This is a genomic window from Actinomyces radicidentis (assembly GCF_001553565.1).
Taxonomy (GTDB): Bacteria; Actinomycetota; Actinomycetes; order Actinomycetales; family Actinomycetaceae; genus Actinomyces; species Actinomyces radicidentis.
Window position 1 is genome coordinate 1,438,050 of record NZ_CP014228.1, and the last position, 22,221, is coordinate 1,460,270.

The 22,221-nt window shown below is 72.6% G+C and carries 21 protein-coding genes, 1 tRNA gene and 1 pseudogene; 19 read left to right on the forward strand and 4 right to left on the reverse strand.

Features of this window, described 5'->3' with window-relative positions; translation table 11 throughout:
- Positions 1 to 3: 3 nt before the first annotated feature.
- Entirely contained in the window at positions 4 to 1,053 is a 1,050-nt protein-coding gene (locus AXF14_RS06000) for an ArsB/NhaD family transporter (RefSeq protein ID WP_067941661.1), read from the forward strand.
- Between the two features lie 129 nt (positions 1,054 to 1,182).
- Positions 1,183 to 1,566 (forward strand): DoxX family protein, encoded by a 384-nt coding sequence (locus AXF14_RS06005; RefSeq protein WP_067941663.1) that lies wholly within the window; start codon positions 1,183 to 1,185, stop codon positions 1,564 to 1,566.
- Between the two features lie 581 nt (positions 1,567 to 2,147).
- On the opposite strand, the pseudogene AXF14_RS14885 reads toward AXF14_RS06005, so the two are convergent.
- Both AXF14_RS14885 and AXF14_RS06020 read right to left on the reverse strand, forming a co-directional pair.
- Positions 2,148 to 3,344: pseudogene (locus tag AXF14_RS14885) on the reverse strand (esterase-like activity of phytase family protein); the annotation flags it as partial.
- Between the two features lie 1,102 nt (positions 3,345 to 4,446).
- A tRNA-Gly gene (locus AXF14_RS06020) sits at positions 4,447 to 4,520 on the reverse strand.
- A 223-nt stretch (positions 4,521 to 4,743) separates the two neighbouring features.
- Here AXF14_RS06020 and AXF14_RS06025 point away from each other — a divergent pair.
- The 4 genes from AXF14_RS06025 (at position 4,744) to AXF14_RS06040 (ending at position 8,200) form a co-directional block, all read left to right on the forward strand.
- A complete protein-coding gene (locus AXF14_RS06025; protein WP_067941670.1) occupies positions 4,744 to 5,343 on the forward strand; it encodes a TM2 domain-containing protein in 600 nt (199 codons plus the stop codon).
- 153 nt (positions 5,344 to 5,496) lie between these two features.
- Positions 5,497 to 6,234 carry a DUF805 domain-containing protein gene (locus tag AXF14_RS14675; RefSeq protein ID WP_211260142.1) on the forward strand — a complete coding sequence of 246 codons (738 nt, stop codon included), beginning with the start codon at positions 5,497 to 5,499 and terminating at the stop codon, positions 6,232 to 6,234.
- A gap of 207 nt (positions 6,235 to 6,441) precedes the next feature.
- Positions 6,442 to 7,095 carry a dCTP deaminase gene (gene dcd / locus AXF14_RS06035; protein WP_067941672.1) on the forward strand — a complete coding sequence of 218 codons (654 nt, stop codon included), beginning with the start codon at positions 6,442 to 6,444 and terminating at the stop codon, positions 7,093 to 7,095.
- Between the two features lie 7 nt (positions 7,096 to 7,102).
- Positions 7,103 to 8,200 (forward strand): hypothetical protein, encoded by a 1,098-nt coding sequence (locus AXF14_RS06040; RefSeq protein ID WP_067941675.1) that lies wholly within the window; start codon positions 7,103 to 7,105, stop codon positions 8,198 to 8,200.
- A gap of 79 nt (positions 8,201 to 8,279) precedes the next feature.
- Here AXF14_RS06040 and AXF14_RS06045 read toward each other — a convergent pair whose 3' ends face one another.
- Positions 8,280 to 9,074, reverse strand: a complete 795-nt coding sequence (locus AXF14_RS06045) for a 3'-5' exonuclease (protein ID WP_067941677.1) — start codon at positions 9,072 to 9,074, stop codon at positions 8,280 to 8,282.
- Between the two features lie 168 nt (positions 9,075 to 9,242).
- Between AXF14_RS06045 and AXF14_RS06050 the strand changes: the two genes are divergently transcribed.
- Complete coding sequence (locus AXF14_RS06050) at positions 9,243 to 9,995, forward strand: NADPH-dependent oxidoreductase (RefSeq protein WP_067944124.1); 753 nt, start codon at positions 9,243 to 9,245, stop codon at positions 9,993 to 9,995.
- Positions 9,992 to 10,840 (forward strand): serine hydrolase domain-containing protein, encoded by an 849-nt coding sequence (locus AXF14_RS06055; protein WP_067941679.1) that lies wholly within the window; start codon positions 9,992 to 9,994, stop codon positions 10,838 to 10,840. The genes AXF14_RS06050 and AXF14_RS06055 overlap by 4 nt, the downstream gene beginning before the upstream one ends.
- Before the next feature lie 103 nt (positions 10,841 to 10,943).
- Here the strand turns inward: AXF14_RS06055 and AXF14_RS06060 are convergent, their stop codons facing one another.
- Positions 10,944 to 11,768, reverse strand: a complete 825-nt coding sequence (locus AXF14_RS06060; protein ID WP_067941681.1) for an exodeoxyribonuclease III — start codon at positions 11,766 to 11,768, stop codon at positions 10,944 to 10,946.
- Positions 11,769 to 11,804: 36 nt separating this feature from the next.
- Between AXF14_RS06060 and AXF14_RS06065 the strand changes: the two genes are divergently transcribed.
- The 11 genes from AXF14_RS06065 (at position 11,805) to AXF14_RS06115 (ending at position 22,193) form a co-directional block, all read left to right on the forward strand.
- The gene (locus AXF14_RS06065; RefSeq protein WP_067941683.1) at positions 11,805 to 13,112 is read left to right on the forward strand and encodes an ABC transporter substrate-binding protein; all 1,308 of its coding nucleotides are present in this window, start codon (positions 11,805 to 11,807) and stop codon (positions 13,110 to 13,112) included.
- A gap of 62 nt (positions 13,113 to 13,174) precedes the next feature.
- Complete coding sequence (locus AXF14_RS06070; RefSeq protein WP_067941685.1) at positions 13,175 to 14,050, forward strand: SDR family NAD(P)-dependent oxidoreductase; 876 nt, start codon at positions 13,175 to 13,177, stop codon at positions 14,048 to 14,050.
- A gap of 111 nt (positions 14,051 to 14,161) precedes the next feature.
- Positions 14,162 to 14,659 carry a thiol peroxidase gene (gene tpx / locus AXF14_RS06075; RefSeq protein ID WP_067941687.1) on the forward strand — a complete coding sequence of 166 codons (498 nt, stop codon included), beginning with the start codon at positions 14,162 to 14,164 and terminating at the stop codon, positions 14,657 to 14,659.
- Between the two features lie 365 nt (positions 14,660 to 15,024).
- A complete protein-coding gene (gene nrfH, locus AXF14_RS06080; RefSeq protein WP_236756080.1) occupies positions 15,025 to 15,531 on the forward strand; it encodes a cytochrome c nitrite reductase small subunit in 507 nt (168 codons plus the stop codon).
- A 6-nt stretch (positions 15,532 to 15,537) separates the two neighbouring features.
- Positions 15,538 to 17,004: an ammonia-forming cytochrome c nitrite reductase subunit c552 gene (locus AXF14_RS06085; RefSeq protein ID WP_067941688.1), complete on the forward strand. Its 1,467-nt coding sequence runs from the start codon at positions 15,538 to 15,540 to the stop codon at positions 17,002 to 17,004.
- A 79-nt stretch (positions 17,005 to 17,083) separates the two neighbouring features.
- Positions 17,084 to 17,701 carry a hypothetical protein gene (locus tag AXF14_RS14440; protein WP_067941690.1) on the forward strand — a complete coding sequence of 206 codons (618 nt, stop codon included), beginning with the start codon at positions 17,084 to 17,086 and terminating at the stop codon, positions 17,699 to 17,701.
- Positions 17,702 to 17,740: 39 nt separating this feature from the next.
- A complete protein-coding gene (locus AXF14_RS14445; protein WP_067941693.1) occupies positions 17,741 to 18,319 on the forward strand; it encodes a tetratricopeptide repeat protein in 579 nt (192 codons plus the stop codon).
- Positions 18,320 to 18,323: 4 nt separating this feature from the next.
- Positions 18,324 to 19,016, forward strand: coding sequence for a cytochrome c biogenesis CcdA family protein (locus AXF14_RS06100; RefSeq protein WP_067941694.1), 693 nt, complete (start codon positions 18,324 to 18,326; stop codon positions 19,014 to 19,016).
- A gap of 13 nt (positions 19,017 to 19,029) precedes the next feature.
- Entirely contained in the window at positions 19,030 to 20,559 is a 1,530-nt protein-coding gene (locus tag AXF14_RS06105; protein ID WP_067941696.1) for a cytochrome c biogenesis ResB family protein, read from the forward strand.
- Positions 20,552 to 21,475 carry a c-type cytochrome biogenesis protein CcsB gene (gene ccsB, locus AXF14_RS06110; RefSeq protein ID WP_067941698.1) on the forward strand — a complete coding sequence of 308 codons (924 nt, stop codon included), beginning with the start codon at positions 20,552 to 20,554 and terminating at the stop codon, positions 21,473 to 21,475. The genes AXF14_RS06105 and ccsB overlap by 8 nt, the downstream gene beginning before the upstream one ends.
- Complete coding sequence (locus tag AXF14_RS06115; protein ID WP_169798254.1) at positions 21,462 to 22,193, forward strand: TlpA family protein disulfide reductase; 732 nt, start codon at positions 21,462 to 21,464, stop codon at positions 22,191 to 22,193. The genes ccsB and AXF14_RS06115 overlap by 14 nt, the downstream gene beginning before the upstream one ends.
- The last annotated feature ends 28 nt before the right edge of the window (positions 22,194 to 22,221 follow it).

The window sequence follows — 22,221 nt, forward strand, 5'->3', positions numbered from 1 at the left end:
GGCGTGCTCCTTCTCGGCGGCGCCGCCGCCGGGGCGGTGAGTCTCCTCTGCGTCCTCCTCGTCCTCGGCGTCGCCATCGCGAGGCCCCGCGGCGTCCCCGAGGCCGTCGCCGCCGTGCCAGCGGCCCTGCTCCTCCTCGCCACCGGTGTCGTCAACCCCGACGACGTCGGCGACGTCCTCCACGAGCTCGGCGGCACCGTGGCCTTCCTCGCCGTCATCCTCGTGCTCGCGCACCTGTGCGAACGCGAGGGGCTCTTCACCTACGCCGGACGCTGGATGGCCGACCGGGCGCACGGGTCGCCCCGCCGTCTCCTGCTCCTCGTCTTCCTCGTCGCCTCCGTCACCACCGCGGTCCTCAGCCTCGACGCCACGGTGGTGCTGCTGACCCCGGTGGTCCTCGCGACCGCCGCGAGGGTCGGTGCCGACGCCGGCGCCCCGCGCCTCGCCCTCGCCGTGGTCCTCCTCGTCCTCGTCGGCTTCGTGGTGTGCTCGGCGCTCGGTATCGAGATCGTCTGGCCGACGCTCGCCGGCGTCGTCGTGCTGCTGGTGAGGAGACTCGTCGCGCCGTCGGGCGACAGGGACGGGACGATCCGCGAGCTCGCCGGCGTCCTGCGCGCCGCCAACCCCCTCTTCCTGCTCTTCGTCCTCGCGCTGGGCGTCGTCGTGCGCGGGGCCGTCGACCACGGCCTGGCCACCCTCGCGGACGGGATCCTGCCGCACGAGACGGGGCTGCCCACCGTCATCGTGATCGCGGTCCTCGCGGCGCTGGCCGCCAACCTCGTCAACAACCTCCTGGCGACGCTCATGCTCGTGCCCCTCACGGCCCCGCTGGGGCCCGTCGCCGTGCTGGCCGTCCTCATCGGCGTCAACATCGGGCCGAACCTCACCTACGTCGGGTCGCTCGCCACCCTGCTGTGGCGTCGGGTGCTCGTCGGGCAGGGCGCGCGCTCCGAGCTGCGTGAGTTCACCCGGCTCGGGCTCATGGTCGTGCCCGTGTCGCTCGTGGCCTGCGCGACGGCGCTCTGGGGCGCAGCGCGGGTCCTCGGGGTCTGAGGGCGCCGTCCGCGCTGGGCTGACACGGCCGCCGTCGGCGCCCCCTGCCTGGGCGAGCCGTCGAGCGAACCGCTAGGGTCCCGGCAGGAGCAGGCGCCGCCTGGGCGCCCCGCAACGAGAGGATCCACCGTGATCAACCCCGTCAAGATGGCCGGACGCGCCATGCTCGCCACCGTCTTCATCGGCGGCGGCCTCAACCAGCTCAAGGGCTCCGCCCAGCTCGGCCCCGTCGTCGACTCCGCCAAGGAGGAGTACGGAATCGACGTCGACGTCCCCGGCGAGACCCTCGTCAAGCTCAACGGCGCCGGCATGATCGCCGCCGGCTCCGCCATGGCGCTGGGCATCCTGCCCCGCGTCTCCGCCCTCAGCCTCGTCGGCCTCCTCGTCCCCACGACGATCGTCGGCCACCCCTTCTGGAAGGAGACCGAGGCCGGCAAGAAGCAGACCCAGATGACCTCCTTCGCCTCCAACACGGCCGTCGCCGGCGGCCTCCTCATGGTCGCCGCCAGCTGAGCGCAGGCGTCACCGCGGCCCTGGCGACGTCGCAGCCCGGCGCCGCGCACGAGTGAGCCGGTCCCCGCTACGGGGACCGGCTCACTCGCGTCCGGGGCCGCTGTGAGGGCGTCCGGCACCGACGACGGCGACGCGCCGTCCGGCCCGGTCGCGGGGCGGCTCAGCGCAGGTGCAGGCCCGGCCACACGGGGCCGTGACCGCCCCACCACGGGCCGCGGCCCCAGCCGTGCCCCTTGCCGTGACCGTTCCCGTGGCTCCGGCCCTTGCCGTGACCGCGGCCCTTCTCGTGCCCCTTGGCCTGACCCGGGTGGGTGCTCGTCGGCTCGCTCGTCGGCTCGTCGCTGGGCTCCGTGGTCGGCTCCGTGGTCGGCCCCGCGCTCGGCTCGTCGCTGGGCCCCGCCGTCGGCTCCTCGGACGGAGCCGGGGGTCGGCTCGGCCTCGGCCGGGTCGTCGTCGGTGAAGAGAGCCGAGGCGTCGCCCAGGCGAAGGAACACCGTCTCGCCGGTCGCGTCCTTGAGGCCGTCGTTGTCCGTGACGGCGTAGGCCCGGCCGTCCGCGGCGATGGTGAAGCCCTCGAGCTTCCCCTGCGTCCAGCCGTTGGTGCCGCGCAGCGCCGGGAGCGCGTCGTAGGCGACGCGCGTCGTCGTCGGGTTGAGCGCGTCGGCGGACACGGAGCCCTCCTCGGGCAGCGTCACCTGGAGGACCTGCTTGATCCGGGCGTCGGGTCCGTTCAGCTTGTCCCGCTCGATGACGGCGAGGGTGTTGTCGTCGACGACGGTGAGCTCGGACAGCCCGATCCAGTCGCCGTCCGCGTCCGTCGAAGTCGTCTCGACCCCGGACCAGGTCCACTCGCCCGTGGCGGTGTTGTAGCGCCCGATCCGGTTCGTCGTCGCGCCCTCGACGGCCTCCAGCGGCTTGGCCGACGGGTCCACCCACAGCGGGCGCTGCAGGGCCACGTAGACGACCTCCTCGCCCTTGGCGTTGACGGTGGAGTCGATGCGCTCGAGGCCCCACTTGCCGACGTGGTCGGTGATCTCGGCCGGCAGGTTGATGCGCTCCTGGATCGAGAGCCGCGAGTCGGTGCGGATGATCTGGTTCTCCGCCCCGGTCGCCCCTCGGAGGTGAGCCAGGAGCCGCCGTCGGCGCGCGCGTCGAGGCCCCCGATGTCCAGGTCGGAGGCGGCTGCGCCGTCCTCGGTCACGGAGCGGGCCCGCACGATCCGCGCCGGCGTCTGCGAGGCGTCGATCGTGTACAGGCGCCCCTCGGCCAGCGCCGCGTCGGAGGCCGCGTAGAGCGTCGAGGCGTCGGCCGGGTCCCCGGTGAGGGAGCCCAGTGCCGTCCACCCGATCGCGTGACCGGAGGCGTCGTCGTCGGAGACGATGCTCGGCTGCTCGGTGGCGGGCACCGCGCCCCCGAGCTCGTAGAGGTTGACGGACGAGCGCACGAGGGCGTCGGAGTCGTCGGTCTCGGAGGAGACGGCGAGGAGGTTCCGGCCCGGGATCGGGAGGATGCCCTCCGGGCCGTTCGTGGAGAAGAGGAGCTGGACGAACCGCGGGTCGGCCGGGTCGTCGACGTCGTAGACGGCCACGAAGTTGGAGCGCTCGGAGGCGACGAAGGCGTAGCGGGTGCCGTTCATCGTGGCGACGGCGAGGCCCTCGATCTCCGGACCCTTCTTCCCCGCGCGGTCCTCGTTGTGGAGGCCGTAGCGGGTGGCGAGCTCCTCGACGGAGGTCCCCGCGTCCCACACGACGTTCCCTGCGGTGTCCCACACGGTCCACCCTCGGCTGCCGCCCTTCCAGTCGCCCTCGTTCGCGGTGGCGAGGTGGTCGTCGTCGATCCAGCCGACGGCGTCGGGCTCGCGGGGCACGTCCGTGATCGAGCCGGACGGGTCGATGAGGCCGTCCTTCTCCGTGTCGACCCCGTCGAGGGAGACGGTGCCGGCGGAGAAGACGCTCGTGATCTCGCGGGTGCCCAGGTTGATGACGGCGACGCCGTTGTTCTCCTGGAGGGTGACGGCGAGCTCGTTCCGGGAGTTGATGGAGACGTACTCCGGCTCGAGGTCCTCCGGGGTGTCCAGGCCGGCCGCGGCGACGATGGGCAGGGGGTTGCCGGCGTCGTCGTGGAAGCGGATCGGGGTGGCGGTCCAGCCCGAGGGGTCGCCGGTGAGGTCGAGGGTCTGGACGAAGCCGGTGGGCGGCTGGGGCAGGCCGCCGTCGACGTCGGTGTTCTCCTCGTCGCGCTGGTTCTCCATGGCGATCGCGGCGATCGAGCCGTCGTCGTTGATCGCGATGGAGTCGGGCTGGCCGCCCAGGTCGATGGAGGCGACGCGCTCGCGGTCGGACAGGCGCAGGACGTCGACGCGGCCCTTCGGGTCGGTGAAGTCGTCGCCGGTCTCGTCGATGACGACGAGCACGTAGTCGCCGGTGATGGCGACCGAGGTGGCTGGTCGTCGGCGTGGCCGAGCTCGGCGAGGTCGACGGTGCCGGCGCCCACGGGGTTGCTCGGGTCGGAGATGTCGAGGAAGCCGAGGCGCTTCCCGGCGGCGCCGGAGACGGCGAGCGCGGCGGCGGCGCCCGCGATCGTCGGGCGCGCCAGGTGGGTGAGACGGGGGAGCAGCACGGTGGTCCTCATCCGGTTGGGGATCGTGCCCGTCGGGGTGGACGGGCTGGTCGTGCCGATGCTGTGAGACGGGGATGAACCCGCGGCGGCGGCAGCGGGAACGGTCACGGAACAGTCACGGCGCCCGCCCGGGAGTGCGGTTCCGCGGCGTCCGGGACGGGTGCCGCCGGGCGCCGAATCGAGAGGGGGCGGAGCATGCTGTGGCGGTGCGACGCCGGGGGACGACGAAGGCCAGGAACCGTGCGGTTCCGGGCCTTGCGCTGGAGCGGGTGACGGGAATCGAACCCGCGCTGTCAGCTTGGGAAGCTGAAGTTCTACCATTGAACTACACCCGCGCGCTCACCAGTGGTGAGGTGCTGGAGCAGCATACCCCACGCACGCGCCAGCGCCGAAAACGGCACGATTCGGCCACGGACGCGCCTCGAAGCGGATACGTGCCGCGGGGGCGACGGTCCTGCCGTTACTGTGGCGGAGGCGGGCCCCGTGCCCGCGGCCCCGGCGTCCGGCACCTTCTGCCCGTCGCGGTGACGACACTCCCTCCCCAGAGAGCCCCTCCGCATGAGCGACCCGTACAACCCGTCCGGCTACCCCCAGGGCCAGGCCGGCGTCCACCAGGCACCTCCGATCGGCGCCCAGGGCGCCGTCGTCCAGCCCTACGGGCAGCCCGGTCAGGCCTATACGGGCACCGGCTACGCGTCGGCCCCGTCGGGCGGCTACGCCTCCGCGCCGTCGGCCGACAGCGGGTACGACGCCGGATACCAGCAGTACCAGGGCGCCTCTCAGCAGCCGGGCTACGGGGCCGGATACCAGGCCGCCGGCTACCAGCAGTACCAGGGCGGCTACCAGCAGCCCGGCTACCAGCAGCCCTACGCCGGCGCCTACGCGGTCGCCCGCAAGTCCAAGATCGCCGCGGGCCTCCTCGGCATCTTCCTGGGCTCCCTCGGCGTCCACAACTTCTACCTGGGCCGCGACGCGCGCGGCGGTCTGCAGCTCGGGCTCACGGTCGCCGGCGTCATCCTCAGCTTCATCTTCGTCGGCCTCTTCGTCCTTCTCGGCGTCGAGGTGTGGGCCCTCGTCGAGGGCATCCTCATCCTCGCGGCGACCCCCGGCGCCGTGCCGTGGGGCGTCGACGCCCGAGGCGTCCCCCTGAGCGACTGAGCCGCCCGCCGCCGCCGGACCGGGTGGGGACCGGTCCCCACTGACACGGCGGCGAGCGCGTCCCTAACCTCGTCGGGACACGGCGGAGCACCGCCCTCCCGCGACCCCGTCCCCGAACCGCAGACAGCCCCGACAACCAGCCAGGAGCATCACGTGAGCACCGGATACGACCCCTACAACCAGCCCCAGGGTGGCCAGCAGCCCGACGCCTCCCAGGGCTACGGCTACGGGCAGGCCTCCTCGCCCGCCTACGGCCAGAGCGCCGTCGCTGCCTACGGCCAGTCCGCCTACGGGCAGCACGCCGGATACGGCGAGCAGGGCTACGGCCAGCAGGGATACGCCCAGCAGGGCTACGGCCAGACCGGGTACGCCGACCCCGCCCAGGGCTACCCGGGCTACTCGACCTACGGCGCCGCCTCCGTCCCGGGTCTGCCGCCCTTCGTCACCGCCGAGACCGCCCCGAGCGACGTCGGCCTCGTCGACGCCATGAAGCTCTTCTTCAAGAAGTACGCCCAGTTCCGCGGCGCCGCGTCGCGCTCGGAGTTCTGGTGGGCGGCCCTCGGCATGTTCCTCATCGAGCTCATCCCGATGATCCTCGTCTTCATCGGCTTCGGCGTCATGGCCGCCGGGACCACCCTCGACGAGTACGGCTACGCGCAGTCGACCGGGTCCCCGGCCATCCTCGTCATCGGCTACCTCCTCATGATGATCATCGGCCTCGCCTGCATCGTCCCGAGCCTCGCCATCACCTGGCGCCGCCTCCACGACGCCGGTAAGTCCGGCCTGTGGTACCTCATCACCTTCGTGCCCTTCATCGGCCCGATCTGGCTCCTCGTCCTCACCATCACCGAGCGCCACCCCGAGCAGTGGCGCGCCGAGTGGTTCGTGTGAGCCGCTCCTGAGCGCCCGCCCGTGAGGGCCGTCGGCCCCGCACCACCGAGCGTGGTGCGGGGCCGACGTCGTTCCCGGGCCGGGTTCCGCCGCACCCGCCGTACCCGCCGCGGCGCCCCGCCCCGGCGGGCGTCCCCGTGGGGAGCCAGACGCCGTCGGCAGCCGCTCGAGGCCCGCCCGCGGTGCGGTCCTGGCACAATCGGGCCCGTGCTGCTCTCCGACCATGACATCCGCGCGGAGCTCGACGCGGGCCGCGTCGTCCTCGACCCCTACGACCCGGCGATGATCCAGCCCGCCTCCATCGACGTGCGCCTGGACCGCTGGTTCCGCCTCTTCGACAACCACCGCTACCCGGTCATCGACCCCGCCGTCGAGCAGTCCGAGCTCACCCACCTCGTCGACGTCGGCCCCGACGAGCCCTTCATCCTCCACCCCGGCGAGTTCGTCCTCGGCGCCACCTACGAGCGCGTCACCCTGCCCGACGACGTCGCGGCCCGCCTCGAGGGGAAGTCCTCCCTCGGCCGCCTCGGCCTCCTCACCCACTCCACCGCCGGCTTCATCGACCCCGGCTTCACCGGGCACGTCACGCTCGAGCTCTCCAACACGGCCACGATGCCGATCAAGCTGTGGCCCGGGATGAAGGTGGGCCAGCTGTGCTTCTTCCGTCTGTCCAGCCCCTCCGATCACCCCTACGGCTCGGGGGCCACCGGCTCGCACTACCAGGGGCAGCGCGGCCCGACCGCCTCCCGCTCCCACGTGCGCTTCGACCGGATCCGCATCACCGACCCCGGTCCGCTCGCCGACGGCGTCACCAGCTTCGACGACGCCGCACCCTCCGGCCGGGCGGCCGACGAGCGCTGAGGCCGTCATGACCGACTCCACCGGAACCTCCGCCGGCCGGCCCGGTGCCCAGCGGCCCGCGGACACCGCCGCGGCCCTCCCGCTCGACACCGGCGTCCTCATCGTCCCCAGGACCCTGCCCGCCGACGAGCTCGACTCCCGCCACCTCCTCGTCCTGCCCGACGACGTCGAGACCGAGGAGGTCGAGGCCCTCGCCGTCTCCCAGGACGCCCGCGCCGGTTGGCTCTCGGTGTCCTCGATCGGCCTCATGCCCGGCGTCGAGCTCCACGGCCCCTGGCGCCTCGACGACGCGCTCCGCCACCGCCTCGACCTGCCCGAGTGGGCCGACCAGGTCATGGCCCTGGCCTGCGAGCCGGACCGCGGCGGGCCCCTGCCGGTCGAGCTGGCCGGACTCGACCCCCTCGCCGACGCCTTCGCCCTCCACCAGCCCGAGGGGACCGAGCTCCTCGCCCTCCAGCGACTGCGCGCCATCGCCCGGCGCCTGCGCGGCGGCCTGCGCCTCGTCGGTGACGGCATCGTCCCCGAGCTCCACGTCCCCGACCCCGATGAGCACGTCGGCCTCACCCTCGTCGCCCCCGTGTGGCTCGCCCCGGACGCCCTCGAGGCGCTTCTCGCCGACGTCGCCCCCGGCTCCCGCGCCCAGCTCGATGTCCCGGCCCCCGCCGCGGGGGAGACCGGCCTCGCCGCGCTCGACCCGGAGGAGCGCCGCCGGCTCGAGGCGGTGCTCGGCGCCGAGGCGCTGGACAAGGCCGAGGAGGCGGCGCGGCACCGCGCCGCCGCGGGCCCGGAGGAGACCGTCCTCGACGGCTACGCCGTGCACGTCCCCGGGGCCGGGGCGCCCGACGGCAGCGTCGTCGAGCTGCGCGTGCAGGGCGTCGAGGCGCTCCCGCTCGCCCTGCGCGGCGAGCCCTGGGCCGCGGAGGGGTCGCTCATCGCCTACCAGGGCGTGTGGCGGCCGCTCGACCCCGCATCACCGGACGCGGGCGAGCGCGCCGCGGCCGGGGAGGTCATCGAGGCGGTGACAGCGGCCGTCCAGCGGGCCGCCGGTGGCGCCGTCGTCGACGACGACGGCTTCCTCGTCGTCCTCGACCCGGACGCCGACTGACCGGCTCCTGACGCAGGCGCCGGCTGAGCCGCCGGCTCGTCACCGACCGGGTGCGACGGTGCTCGCGCCCCGCGTTCCGTCAGAGGTGGTCCGGGACGCCCTCGCGGGGCACGCCCGGGCCACGGCGCGGCACGAGCAGGGCCTCGGCCCGCTCGGCGGCGGCCTCGTCCCAGGTCCAGCCGGTGAAGGCGCGCGCGTCCGCCAGCGCCCGCGCCCAGGCGACCGGCGCCTCGCCGCGCTGCGCCCCGATGCTCATGTAGTGGCGCAGCAGGCCCGCGGAGGCGCGGGCGTCGTCGAGCGCCGAGTGGTGGTGCCCGATCTCCACGCCGGAGGCCTCGCAGCAGGTCGTGAGGCGGCGCGACGGCGTCGTGATGAAGTGACGCGCCCACTCCATCGTGCACACGCGCGGCACCCGGGCCCCGCGGGCCAGGCGCTCCCGGCGCCCGAGCGCCTGGGTGAGGAAGCCGACGTCGAAGCGGGCGTTGTGGGCCACGACGACGCGCCCGGCCAGGTCCCGCACGAGGAGGTCGGCGACGTCGTCGAGGCTCGGGGCGCCGACGAGGTCCTCCGCGACGATCCCGTGGATGAAGGTCGGCCCCACGTCCACGCCGGCGCCCGGGTCGACGAGGGTGGACCAGGCGCGCTGCTCGACGCCGTCGGGACCGGCCAGGACGAGGCCGATCTCGAGGATCTCGTCCCCGGCGGGGGACAGGCCGGTCGTCTCCAGGTCGACGACGGCGTAGCCGACCTCGCGGGCCGCGCTCGCCAGCGCCTCGCGGTCCTCGGCGGCCCGGGCGTACGCCGCGGGCGCGACCGTCGCCGTGCGCGGCCTCAGCGGGCCGCGGTCGTGCGGGCGGCGGTGGTAGAAGGGCATCGCGGGCATCGTATCGGCCCGGACGGTCACGAACGGCGCGGCGCTAGAGTCGGGGACATGACCGAGACCAGCAACGAGTCCACGGGGGCCGCCGCGCTCGACCACGGCAACGGCCCGCAGCGCACGGACGCCCCCTCCGACGCCCTCAACCGGCCCGTCACCTCCCTCGTGAGCGGCCCGACCATCGACGTCCAGCTCGCCCACCGCACCATCCGCGCGTACACCGACGAGCCCGTCGGCGAGGACGTCATCACCACCCTCCTCGACGTCGCCCGCCAGTCGGCCACCTCCTCCTTCCGCCAGCAGGTCACCGTCATCCGCGTGCTCGACCCCGCCATCCGCGAGGAGATCCACGCCGTCTCCGGCCAGCCCTACGTCGGCGGCAGCCGCGGCGAGCTCCTCGTGTTCGTCGTCGACCTCCACCGCAACGCCGTCCTGCGCGAGCGCGCCGGCGCCGACGTCGAGCCGGTCGAGCGCACCAACCTCTTCCTCCAGGCCGTCGAGGACACCGTCATCGCCGCGCAGAACCTCGTCGTCGCCGCCGAGTCCCTGGGCCTGGGCACCACCTACCTCGGCTCGATCGCCACGGACCCGCGCCGGATCATCGCCGCACTCGGCCTGCCGCGGCACACCTACCCGCTGCTCGGCCTCCTCGTCGGCCACCCGGACCAGGAGCCCCAGTTCAAGCCGCGCCTGCCCCGCGAGATCACCACCGCCGTCGACACCTACCCGGAGGTGACGGACCACCTCGAGGCCCTCGAGGCCTACGACCGCACCGTGCGCGATTACTACGACCTGCGCGAGGCCAACAAGCGCTCCGACACCTTCACCGCGCAGGTGGTGCGCACCCTCGGCAACGGCGGCTCCTCCAGCTCGCCCGTCCTCGAGGTCCTCCACGAGCAGGGGCTGTGCCTGCGATGAGTGCTCCCCTGACCGGTGAGGCCGCCCGCGCCGCCCTGCCCGCCCTCGACGGTCTCGACTTCCCCTGCGCCCTCGTCGTCACCGAGAACGGCCAGGTCGTCGCGGAGGCCGGCGAGGTCGAGGAGACCTTCCCCTTCGCCTCCGTCACCAAGCCCATCGCCGTGTGGAGCGCCCTCATCGCCGTCGACCGCGGCCTCATGAGCCTCGACGACCCCGCCGGCGAGCAGCTGCCCGGTGCCACCGTCCGCGACCTCATGTCGCACTCCTCGGGCATCTCCTTCGACGGCGCCGACGGCGCGGACACCGTCCTCGGGCCCCCGCGCAAGCGCCGCGTCTACTCCAACCGCGGCATCGAGATCCTCGGCCAGCGCCTCGAGGAGGCCACCGGCACGGACCTCGAGGAGTGGATCGAGACGACCGTCCTCGAGCCCCTCGGCATGGCGAGCGTCCTCGTGCCCGGGTCGCCCGCGCACTCAGGGTCCGGCAACGCCCGCGACCTCAGCCTCTTCGCCCGCGAGCTCGCCGCGCCCACGCTCGTGTCCGCCGGTCTCGCGGAGCAGGCGCGCCACGTCGTCCACCCCGGGCTCGACGGCGTCCTGCCCGGCTACGGGCGCCAGACGCCCAACGACTTCGGCCTCGGCGTCTCCATCCGCGGTCACAAGCACCCGCACTGGACGGGGGAGCGGAACTCCCCGGAGACCTTCGGGCACTTCGGCCAGTCCGGCTCCTTCCTCTGGGTGGACCCCGTGGCGGGCCGTGAGGCCGTGTTCCTCGGCGCGAAGCCCTTCTCCAAGGCGCACAAGGCGGCCTGGCCCGCCCTCAACGACCAGGTCCTCGCGCTCTGACTCACGCCCCCTTCGTCGAGATCGGGACATCCTGACCTCGAGATCGGGACACCGTCTCCCGGAGAGGCGCTGGGCCAGCCCCGCTCGCTCTGTCGGCCGCCGCTCAGTCGACGTCGACGATGACCGGGACGTGGTCCGAGGCGCCCTTGCCCTTCCGCTCGTTCCTGTCGATCGCAGCGCCGCGCACGCGGCCCTCGAATGCGGCCGAGCCGTAGACGAAGTCGATGCGCATGCCCTCGTTCCGGGGGAAGCGGAGCTTCTGGTAGTCCCAGTACGTGTAGTTCGTGACGCGGTCGCGGGTCACCTCGGTCAGTCCCGCCCCCTCGAAGGCGGCGAAGGCCTCGCGCTCCGGGACTGAGACGTGGGTGGCGCCCTCGAAGACGCTCATGTCCCACACGTCCTCGTCGCGCGGGGCCACGTTCCAGTCGCCGACCAGTGCGAGCGACTGGGCGGGCTCCGCCGCGAGCCAGCCGGCGACGTCGTCGCGCAGGACCCGCAGCCACTCGAGCTTGTACGCGTAGTGCGGATGGGTGAGCTCGCGGCCGTTCGGCACGTACAGGCTCCACAGGCGCACCGGGTCGCTCACCGCGCCGTCAGGACCCGGCAGCCCGCCCACGGTCGCGCCGAGCGCACGCGCCTCGACGACGGGCTCGACGCCCTCCTTGGAGGACCACGTCGGCTGGCCCGGGAAACCGACCTCGACGTCGGCGAGCCCCACCCGGGAGGCGATGGCGACGCCGTTCCACTGGTTGAGGCCGTGCACCGCGAGCTCGTAGCCGGCGGCCTCGAGGGCCTCGCGCGGGAACTGCTCGGGCTTGCACTTGATCTCCTGCATGGCGAGGACGTCGACGTCCTCCCGCTCGAGGAAGGCGAGGACGCGGTCGACGCGGGTGCGGATCGAGTTGATGTTCCAGGTGGCCAGTCGCATGCGGGCAGGGTACCGGCCGGGTGCGAGACTGCCCCCATGCCGCAGACGCAGTCCCACGCCCAGCCGGACGGTCCCCGTACCGCCCTCAGTCGCCGTCGGGTGCTCGGCGCCACCGCCGCCCTCGCCTCGGCCACCGCGCTCGCCGCCTGCAACCGGCCCGGCTCCTCCGGGGCTGGATCCACCGAGACCATCGCGATGCTCACGCTCTGGCACCGTCTGCCCGACGCGGCCACGGCGGCTCTCGAGGCCATGGTCGAGGAGTGGAACAAGGCCAATCCCGACGTCCAGATGACCGCCCTCCACTTCGACGGGACCGCGGACGAGCTGGAGAAGCAGGTCGCCGACGCCGTCGCCAAGGGGAAGGTGCCCGACCTCGTGCAGGTCGAGGCCGAGGACCTCCCCGCCTGGTACGGGGCCGGCGACCTCTCCGACGTCACGAAGGCCGCCGCCTCGTACACGGGCTCCTACACGAAGGGCTCCCTCGCCCAGACGACCGTCGACGGCGTGCTGTGCGGCATCCCCCTCACCGTGGACCCCCTCGTCTACGCCTACGACGCAGCCGCCTTCACCGAGCAGGGGTGGAGCGCACCCGCCAGCTGGGCCGAGCTCAGCAGCGAGGGCTGGGCCGGCGGCCCGGCCGGCAAGTACGTCGTCACCTGGGATCCCGAGCGCTCCGCGCACCGCATGGCCGCCCTCACCACCGCCGACGGCGGGGCCTGGTTCACGGCCGACGGCGGCACCTGGACCGCCGCCGTCGACGGCGAGGCCTCCCAGACGGTCGGCGCGGCCGTCCAGAAGGTGCTCACCGACCAGATCGACGTGCTCGCCACGGGCGACTCGGCGGCGCAGGTCGTCCAGGCCTCCATCACCTCCGGGACCCTCCTCGGCGCGGTCGTGCGCGGTAGCGAGGTCGCCTCGCTCCTGCCCGACGGCGCCGAGGCGTGGACCCTCACCGCCGCGCCGACCGTCTCCGGCTCCGGGACCGCCGTCCTCGAGGGCGGCTCCTCCCTGTGCGTGCCCAAGGGCTGCGAGCAGACCGCGGACGCCCTGCGCGCCGCCCACTTCCTCGCTGGGCACGTCCAGGAGCTCTCCGACGCCGGCCTCGTGGCCGCCTCGACCACCACGACCCCGACGACGGGCGACGCACTCGCCAAGGCCTGGGGCGGCCAGGACGTCGCCGGCTTCCTCGCCACGACCACGAAGGACGCCGCCGGCGTCACCTACGCGCCCGCATGGGACGCCGTCGTCGACGCGCTCAGCGGCGTCGGCTCCAACCCGACTCCGGCCGCGGACGAGGTCGCCACCGCCCTCGCGGCCGCGCAGCAAGCCGCCCAGCGGGGCTGAGCGGACCACCTCGGCGCGCGACCCCGTCGCGCCACCACCCCCGCCGTACCTCAGGAGGACCCATGGGAACCGCACTCGTCACCGGCGCTACGAGCGGCATCGGTCAGGAGATCGTTTGGCAGCTCGCCGAGGCCCACCACGACCTCGTCCTCGTCGCCCGCGACCGCGCCCGCCTCGAGGCCCTCGCCGAGCGCCTCCACCAGGTCGCCGGCGTCGGAGCGCAGGTCCTGCCCGCCGACCTCTCCACCCCGGACGGGCGGGCCGCCGTCGCCGCCCGACTGCGTGCCGCGGGGCGGCCCGACGGGGCCGACGAGCCCGACGCCAGTGCGTCCGACGACGTCGGTGCGGCCCGGGCCGACCAGGCCGACGACCGCCCCCACAGCGCCGAGGACGTCGCCGCCCGCCCCGTCGACCTCCTCGTCAACGACGCCGGCTTCGCCGTCGGTCAGCGCTTCGTCGGCGGCGACCTCGCCCAGGAGCAGCGGGCGCTGGCCGTCATGGTGCAGGCCGTCCTCGAGCTCACGCACGCCGCCGTGCCAGGCATGGTCGAGCGGGGCCGCGGCGCCGTCCTCAACGTCTCCAGCGCCACCGCGCTCACCGCCATGGGCACCTACGCCGCCCACAAGGCCTGGGTGCGCACCTTCACCGAGGGCCTGGCCTCCGAGCTGCGGGGCACCGGCGTCACCGCGACCGTCGTCAACCCCGGGCTCACCCGCTCCGAGTTCCACGACCGCGCCGGCATGGGGGACCAGTGGCCCGGCGTCGCCTGGCTGCGCGCCGAGGACGTGGCGCGGGCGGCGCTCGCGGCCGTGCGCCGCGGCCAGGTCATCTGCACGCCCTCGGCCCGCTACCTCGCCGTCAACGCGGCCCTGCGGGTGAGCCCGCGCTGGCTCGTGCGCCGCGTCGCCGGCCACGCGAGCGTGCGGACGCAGTACTGACGCGGTACTCACGCCGCTCTCGCCGCTCTCGCCGGACGCTGACGCCAAGGGCGAACTCAGAGGCGCCTGTGTTCCCTGGCGTGTCGACTGATCGGCTGTCATGATCAGTGCATGGCTTCGATCACCTTCCAGGGAAACCCTGTCCAGACCGTCGGCGAGCTGCCCGAGGTCGGCTCCCAGGCCCCCGCCTTCGACCTCGTCGCCGGCGACCTCTCCGCCGTCACGAGCGACTCCCTCGCCGGCCGCCGCCTCGTCATCTCCATCTACCCGAGCGTCGACACCGGCGTCTGCGCCGCGGCCCTGCGCGAGTTCAACCAGCGCGCCGCCGACCTCGAGAACACCACGGTCGTCTCCGTGTCCAAGGACCTGCCCTTCGCCGCCGCCCGCTTCTGCGCCGCCGAGGGCATCGACAACGTCGAGACCGTCTCCGCCTTCCGCTCCTCCTTCGGCGAGGACTACGGCGTCACCATGACCGACGGCCCGCTCGCCGGCCTCCTCTCGCGCGCCGTCGTCGTCACGGATGAGAACGGCAAGGTCGTCTACACGCAGCAGGTCTCCGAGGTCGCCGAGGAGCCCGACTACGACGCGGCCCTCGCGGCCCTCGCCTGAGTCGGTCCCACCTCTCCGTCGCGGCCGCCGCCCACGCCCGGGTGGCGGCCGCGACGCGTGCGTCCGGCGGATCGCCCCGGTGCCCGGGGTGGGGCGTGGCGGTGGTCCGCCGGGTCGACGAGCCCGTGGCGGTGCGGTGCGCCTTCTGCCAACCCATTGCCATGGGATGAAGGTCCTATAACAGAAGGGTGTGAGAGTCGCATGAGGTCGCCAGGTGCGCCATGTGAGCTCCGAGCCGTGGCGGGCGCCCAGTACGGCTCCGTATCCTTGAGGGACACGTCCTACTGATCCCCAGGGCAGGACGCCCTTCCCGGAACACGTGGGACGACTCAACGTCGAGCCGAGCCGGTCCTGGGAGGTGTGCCGTGCGCCGTCTGATCCGACTGATCAAGCGCCTCTGGAGCGAGTTCACGCACGCCTTCACCGGGTGGGCCGGCATCGCCCTCGCCTCGCTCCTCGGCGTGGTCCTCGGTGTCGGCGTCTACACGCTGCAGTACTCCGGGGTCACCGGCTACCTGGGCAACGACCCCCAGACCTGCGCGAACTGCCACGCCATGAACGAGGAGTACGAGGGCTGGCTCGCCGGGAGCCACCACGACGTCGCGACGTGCAACGACTGCCACGCCCCGCACGACAACCTCGTCGCCAAGTACATCAACAAGGCGGACAACGGCTTCTGGCACTCCCTGAAGTTCACCCTCGGCAACTACCCCGAGAACATTCAGATCCGCGAGCACAACCGCGAGATCACCGAGGCCGCGTGCCTCTACTGCCACGGGGACTTCGTGGAACAGATCGAGAACAGCTCCGCCCACAGCGGTGAGACGGTGTCGTGCATCCGCTGCCACGACGGCGTCGGGCACGAAAGGTGATGTGACATGAGCTCCTCAGCGAAACCCTCTCCCGAGCCCACCACCTGGACAGGGCCCCGCAAGAAGTGGGTGCCGATCACGGTGCTCCTCGTGGTAGCGGTGGCGGCCGGCACGCTGACGTGGCTGCTGACCACCATCTTCGACCACAAGCAGGAGGCGAAGACGCCCTTCACGGCGGTGGTCGAGATGGACGACACCACCTACGACCCCGCCGTGTGGGGGCAGAACTTCCCGCTGCAGTACGACTCGTACAAGCGCACCATCGAGGACACCGACGGCGACTTCGTCAAGGTCGACCCGACCGCCGACGACCCGCGCGAGTACCACACGAAGTCCCGCATCGACGCGGAGCCGCGCGCCCAGCACATGTGGCGCGGCTACGCCTTCGCGGTGGACTACACCGAGCCCCGTGGGCACGAGTGGGCCCTCACCGACCAGATGAACACGGAGCGCACCGACCCCGAGAAGTTCAAGCAACCCGGAACGTGCCTCAACTGCCACGGCTCCATGCCGGAGGTCTGGGACGAGCTCGGTGACGGCGACCGTCAGGCCGGGTTCGACGCGATGAACGCGATGAGCTACCAGGACGCCGTCCAGCACGTGAAGGGCACCATCGCCTGCATCGACTGCCACGACCCCAAGACGATGGAGCTCACCATCACGCGCCCCGCCTTCATCGAGGGCATCAAGGCGGCCAAGGCCGACGAGGGCATCCAGAACTACGACGTCAACCGCGACGCCACGCCGCAGGAGATGCGGACCTACGTGTGCGCCCAGTGCCACGTCGAGTACTACTTCAAGGGCGAAGGCAAGACCCTCACCTTCCCGTGGAAGAACGGTCTCACCGTCTACGACGCCATGGACTACTACGACGAGGTCGGCTGGACCGACTTCACCCACGCGGAGTCCGGCGCCCCGATCCTCAAGGCCCAGCACCCCGACTTCGAGACCTGGTCCCAGGGCGTCCACACCGCCAACGGCGTCACCTGCGCCGACTGTCACATGCCCTACGAGCGTGACGGCGCCTCGAAGGTCTCCAACCACCAGATCATGAGCCCGATGGCGAGTGACGAGACGATCAACGCCAGCTGCCTCACCTGCCACCACGCGACGGCGGATGAGATGCGGGACCGCGTCGACACGATCCAGACCACGTGGGAGGACTCGCTCAACGTCTCCTTCACGGCCCTGGACGCGCTCATCAATGACATCACGGCCGCGTCGAAGGACGGCTCCGCGACTGAGGAGCAGCTCAAGAGCGCCCGCGACTATCAGCGCAAGGCGCAGTTCGTCGTCGACTACTCCTTCTCGGAGAACGGTCGAGGCTTCCACGCCCCCGCCTACTCCGTCTCGATCCTCAACCAGGCCACGGACTGGGCCCGCTCCGGCCAGCTCGCCCTCAAGGGCGTCGAGACCGAGCACGGCAACGGGCCGGCGGTCGAGCTGCCGAAGATGCCCGCGGACAAGGACTGAGCGAGGCGATCAGCGCACGCACCCGCACCCCTGACCCAGGCCGGTCCCGGCCTCCCCGACACAGCATTGGTTCCTCTTCATGAACAATGACGGCACCAGGCCCACGCGAGACGAGCTCGAGGCCTTCCTCGCCACGGCTCCCGACAACCTCAAGGACTGGGCCCGCCAGCAGCTGGCCCAGGTGGACGGTGCGTCGGACCTCGCCGGGGCCGACGGCCCCACGGTCGGGATGCCGGACGGCTCCGACGCCGGCTCCGCGTCCGAGGAGGCTGTCCCCGACGAGGTCCCAACGGGCGCGCCCGACGGTGAGGCGGGCCTCCATGAGGAGACCGACCCGGACCCGGCCGAGGACATCGAGCTCTTCGACCCGTTCCCGGACGACCCCGAGGACGAGGGAGCCGCCGACGTGGAGGACCTCCTCGAGGAGGACGAGGTCGTCCGGGACGGCGTAAGACGCCCCGGAGCCGCACGCTCGCACCGGTTCGGCCTGGGCCGGCTCCGGCGTCGCCGGTCCGGGGAGGGCGACGACGCGACGGCGGGCTCCGACGACGCGACGGCGGAGGCGGCTACGACGGCCCCTGAGGCGGCGTCCACCGCTGCCAGGGGTGAGTCCCGGCTGCAGCGCCGCACCGGGCTCACGGGCCTCAACCTCGTGCTCGTCACGCTCCTCGCGGCGTGCGTGGTCATCATCATCTAGCAGCACGGTCGCGGAGGGGAGGGGCTCACCGCCTCCGGCATGCCCTCGAACCACCCCGTCGTCCAGACCACGGACGCCGCGACGGCGCTCCCCACGGACTTCGCCTCGATGGACGAGGCGGTCCCGGTCGACGCCGACCGCGAGGCGGAGCTCAAGAAGGCCGCCGAGGCAGACCCGTCCGACCTCGAGTCACGTCAGGAGCTCGGGGTGATGTACCTGCAGGCCGCCCTCTACCAGGACTCCATCACCTACCTGCAGCAGATCCTCGACCAGGATCCCGACAACGCGGACGCCCTGCTGACCATCGGGGTCGCCGAGTACCAGAGCAACCAGTACGACCTGGCCGAGACGCACTGGAAGAGCGTCACGGAGCTCCTGCCCGACGTCGCCGAGCCCTGGTACAACCTCGGCTTCCTCTACATGGCGCAGGAGCCGCCGAAGGTCGCTCAGGCCATGCAGGCCTGGGACAAGGTCATCGAGCTCGCCCCCTCCTCCGAGATGGCGGAGACGGCCCGCAGCCACCAGGCCCGGGTCCTCGGGGAGACCGGCACCGACGATGCCCACTCGTCGTCCGCCGCGACGCCGGCTGCCGGCCCCTCGACCGGCGGGAAGGGCTGAGACGATGGAGGTCACCCTCCCGGTCGCCGTCCTGGCCGGGATCCTGTCCTTCGCCTCGCCGTGCTTCCTGCCGATCGTGTCGGCCTTCGTGGGGCAGCTCGTGGGGACGGACTCCGGTGCGGTCAGCCGCCGCGGCGCGATGAGCAACGCCATCGCCTTCGTCGTCGGCTTCTCACTCGTCTTCATCGCGCTGTGGGCGTCGATCGGTCTGCTCGGCAGGTCGCTCGGCCCCTACGCGGTCTACGCGCGCATCGCCGGTGGGGCCGTGCTCGTCCTCATGGGGCTCCACGTCGCCGGGCTCCTGCGGGTCGGTGCGTTCGACCGACTGGTCCGCGCCGAGCTGCCCGCCGGCTCGGCGCCCTCGCCCCTGCGCGCCGGCGTCATGGGCGTCGTCTTCGGAGCAGGGTGGACGCCCTGCATCGGTCCGATCCTCAGCGGGATCCTGGCGCTCGCCACCATGAGCGCGACCGCGTGGAGCGGGGTGGGCCTCATGGTCGCGTACTGCGCCGGTCTCGGCCTGCCGATCATCGCCGTGGCGGTCGGGTCCGCGCAGGTGACGCAGCGATTCGGCTGGTTCCGGCGCCACCACGTCGGCGTCTCCCTCACCAGCGGTGCGGTGCTCGTCGTCATCGGCTTCCTCATGATCACCAACGTCCTCGCACGGCTCTCGGCACTGACGCCGTTGGCCGGAACCTAGAGAAAGCGACGCGATGACTACTTCCACGCCACCGCCGCTCGACACCGACGCCGCCCCCGACGCCGACCCGGCGCCCCGGGCGACCGAGAAGCGGGCTCAGACGACCGCGGCGGACGGTCTCGACTCGGAGGTGGGACTCAGCCCCCGCCAGTTCCTCCGGCAGGTCTACGCGCTCTTCTACAACAAGACCGTCGGGCTGGTCCTCATCCTCCTCGCGGGCCTCCTGTCCTTCCTCGGTGCGATCTTCCGCCAGGTGCCGCTGTCGATGCGCGGCGACGAGGACGCCATCGCGCGGTGGATCGAGTCGGTGCGGCCCGTCTACGGCGGGTGGACGGACGTGCTCAACGCCATCGGCGTCTTCACCATGTTCACCTCGGTGCCCTTCCTGGTGGTCATGGCGCTGCTGGCGCTGTCGATCATCGCGTGCACGGTCCACCGGATCCCGCTCCTCCTGCGCAACGCCCGCCATCCCCGCACGCGGGTGACCGCGGCCTTCTTCGAACGAGCCCGGCTGCGCGCGACCTACACGGTGCCCGTGGCGCCCGAGGAGGCCTTCGACGCCGTCGTGGCCGACGCCCGCCGCCACCGCATGCGCGTCATCCGGGAGGATCGGGGGCCCGGCCTCAACGCCTACATGGACCGCAACGCCTGGGCCCCCTTCGGCACCGTCCTCGCGCACACGGCCTTCATCGTTATCATGGTCGGCTTCCTCGTCTCCGCGTTCACCGGCTTCCGGGACGAGGAGTTCAGTGTGACGGTCGGCCAGTCCCGCGACGTCGGGCACGGCACGGGGCTCACGGTGGTCGCCGACGACTTCAACGACGCGTACTACGAGGACGGGCAGCCCTCCGACTACGTCGCCGAGCTGACCCTCCTCAAGGACGGCGAGGAGGTCGCGCACCGTGACGACGTCCGGGTCAACACGCCCCTCACGTACGACGGCGTCATGCTCCACCAGGCCTACTTCGGCTTCTCGGCGATGGTGACGATCACGGACGGCTCCGGCAAGGAGGTGTTCGCCGGGGGCGTGCCGCTCGAGTGGACCACCCAGGACAAGAGCCTCACCTACGGGCGCCTGCCGCTGCCCGACGGCGGCGTGGCCTACGTCATCGGGGCGGCCTCGGGCGCGACCGGCACGGGCATCGCCCCCGGCCAGATCAAGGTGGAGACCTACGACTCGCCCACCGCCACCGAGGCCCAGGCCTCCACGACGATCGACGCCGGCGTGCCCACCAAGGTCGGCACCTACACCTACACCTTCGAGCGCGAGCAGAAGTTCACCGGCCTCATCGTGCGCCGCGACCCGGGGACCGGGATCGTCTGGGCGGGTTTCGGGCTCCTCGCCGCAGGCACCTTCCTCACCATGTTCCTGCGCCACCACCGCGTGTGGCTCCGAGTCACCGAGGAGGCCGACGGCGCACGGGTCCGGATGGCCTCGCCGGACCGCCAGGACTCCGGCTTCGCCAGGTCCTTCACGGACATGGCCGTCCGCACCAGCGAGCAGATCCTCAGCACCCAAGGAAGGACCCACGACGATGATTGAGTACTCCCAGGCGCTCCTCCTGCTGACGACGACCCTCGTCGCCCTGTCCACCATCGCGTACCTCGGCGCGGTCTTCGCCGTCCGCAGGGCGCCCCGCGCGGCAGCGGTGAGCGCGGGACCGAGCCGCACCACGGTCGTCATCGACACCGGGACCGCGGGCCGCGGCGTCGAGGTGACCGGGGGCGTGCGTCACGCGACCCTCCCGCGCTTCTCCGTGACCTGGTGGGCGTCGCGCGCGAGCCAGCTCGCCCTCCTCCTGCTCACCGGCTCCCTCGTCGCCAGGTGGGTCGCCGTGGGGCACGCGCCGCTGTCCAACCACTACGAGTTCGCGGTCGCCTTCGCCTGGGGCATGCTCGTGGCTCAGGTCTTCTTCGAGTGGCGCTACCGGGTGCGCACCGTCTCGATGATCGTGGTCCCCGTCATCCTGGGGATGCTCGTCTACGCGTCGACCCTGTCCTACGAGCCGAACCGCCTCATGCCGGCGCTGCAGAACTCGCCCCTGCTGACCCTGCACGTCCTCACGGCCTCGATCGGCTACGGGGCGGCGGTGGTCTCCTTCGGAGCCGCGGCGATGCACCTCCTGGCTCCGCGCGTGCGGTGGCGAGGGTGGCCCAGCCAGGAGGTCCTCGACGACCTCGCCTACAAGGCCACGGTCGTGACCTTCCCGATGCTCACCCTCATGCTCATCCTGGGCGCGCTGTGGGGCAACGTGGCCTGGGGCCGCTACTGGGGCTGGGACCCCAAGGAGACAGCCGCGCTCGTCACGTGGCTCATCTACGGCGCCTACCTGCACGCGCGCGTCACCCGTTCATGGCGCGGCAACCGTGCGTCCTGGCTGCTCATCCTCGGCTTCGTCGCCGTCATCTTCACCTACCTCGGCAACCTGTTCTTCGGAGGACTCCATGCCTACGCCTGATCCTGACGACGAGATGACCGAGTTCCTCGAGCCCGAGGAGGTCGAGACGAAGGAGCATCCCGAGGACGCCGCCGGGACGCGGGGAGCGCGGCGCTCGCCGCGGTCCGCGGCCGACGAGCCCGCGTGGCGCGCCCGCTTGCGCCGGTCGAGCTTCGGCCAGCTCGCCGTCATCTCGGTGACGGCCTTCGCCATCGCCGTCGCCGCCTGGTGGGTGGTCAGGCCCGAGGACGCCACGGACACGCAGGTCAGCGCCGGCGCGGTCAGCCAGGTCCAGGTCGAGGGAGCCCAGAAGGCCCCCGCGGTGGGCCAGACCGCCCCGGGCTTCACCGCGACGGACCTCAAGGGCGAGCCCGTGGACCTCGAGGCGGTGACCTCCTCCGGCAAGCCCGTGTGGCTCGTCTTCGCAGCGACCTGGTGCACCGGGTGCCGCACCGAGATGCCGGACGTCGAGGCCGCGGCCGCTGAGCACCCCGACGTCGACGTCGTCGTCGTCTACGTCGGCGAGGGGACCCAGACGGTGAGCTCCTACGCCGAGCGCATGGGCCTGACGACGACCCAGGTCGCGGACTCCACGCAGACGGTCTCCGCCGCGTACGGCGTCATGGGGCTGCCGACCCACTACTTCATCGGCACCGACCGCACCGTCGCGGCTACTCGGGTCGGCGTTCTCGGACCCGACACGATCAGCTCCGAGCTGGCGAGCATCAACGCCGGCTGAGCCGGGGCCGCGCCGCGTCGGACGACGG

What these genes read in the sequence shown, in the direction of transcription:
- ccsB (WP_067941698.1), top strand. Translation starts at nt 20,552, where the DNA reads ATGATTGAGTACTCCCAGGCGCTCCTCCTGCTGACGACGACCCTCGTC.
- AXF14_RS06070 (WP_067941685.1), top strand. Translation starts at nt 13,175, where the DNA reads ATGGGAACCGCACTCGTCACCGGCGCTACGAGCGGCATCGGTCAGGAG.
- AXF14_RS14445 (WP_067941693.1), top strand. Translation starts at nt 17,741, where the DNA reads ATGCCCTCGAACCACCCCGTCGTCCAGACCACGGACGCCGCGACGGCG.
- AXF14_RS06040 (WP_067941675.1), top strand. Translation starts at nt 7,103, where the DNA reads ATGACCGACTCCACCGGAACCTCCGCCGGCCGGCCCGGTGCCCAGCGG.
- AXF14_RS06115 (WP_169798254.1), top strand. Translation starts at nt 21,462, where the DNA reads ATGCCTACGCCTGATCCTGACGACGAGATGACCGAGTTCCTCGAGCCC.
- AXF14_RS06085 (WP_067941688.1), top strand. Translation starts at nt 15,538, where the DNA reads ATGAGCTCCTCAGCGAAACCCTCTCCCGAGCCCACCACCTGGACAGGG.
- AXF14_RS06060 (WP_067941681.1), bottom strand. Translation starts at nt 11,768, where the DNA reads ATGCGACTGGCCACCTGGAACATCAACTCGATCCGCACCCGCGTCGAC.
- AXF14_RS06065 (WP_067941683.1), top strand. Translation starts at nt 11,805, where the DNA reads ATGCCGCAGACGCAGTCCCACGCCCAGCCGGACGGTCCCCGTACCGCC.
- AXF14_RS06055 (WP_067941679.1), top strand. Translation starts at nt 9,992, where the DNA reads ATGAGTGCTCCCCTGACCGGTGAGGCCGCCCGCGCCGCCCTGCCCGCC.
- AXF14_RS06025 (WP_067941670.1), top strand. Translation starts at nt 4,744, where the DNA reads ATGAGCGACCCGTACAACCCGTCCGGCTACCCCCAGGGCCAGGCCGGC.
- tpx (WP_067941687.1), top strand. Translation starts at nt 14,162, where the DNA reads ATGGCTTCGATCACCTTCCAGGGAAACCCTGTCCAGACCGTCGGCGAG.
- AXF14_RS06105 (WP_067941696.1), top strand. Translation starts at nt 19,030, where the DNA reads ATGACTACTTCCACGCCACCGCCGCTCGACACCGACGCCGCCCCCGAC.
- AXF14_RS14440 (WP_067941690.1), top strand. Translation starts at nt 17,084, where the DNA reads ATGAACAATGACGGCACCAGGCCCACGCGAGACGAGCTCGAGGCCTTC.
- AXF14_RS06045 (WP_067941677.1), bottom strand. Translation starts at nt 9,074, where the DNA reads ATGCCCTTCTACCACCGCCGCCCGCACGACCGCGGCCCGCTGAGGCCG.
- AXF14_RS06100 (WP_067941694.1), top strand. Translation starts at nt 18,324, where the DNA reads ATGGAGGTCACCCTCCCGGTCGCCGTCCTGGCCGGGATCCTGTCCTTC.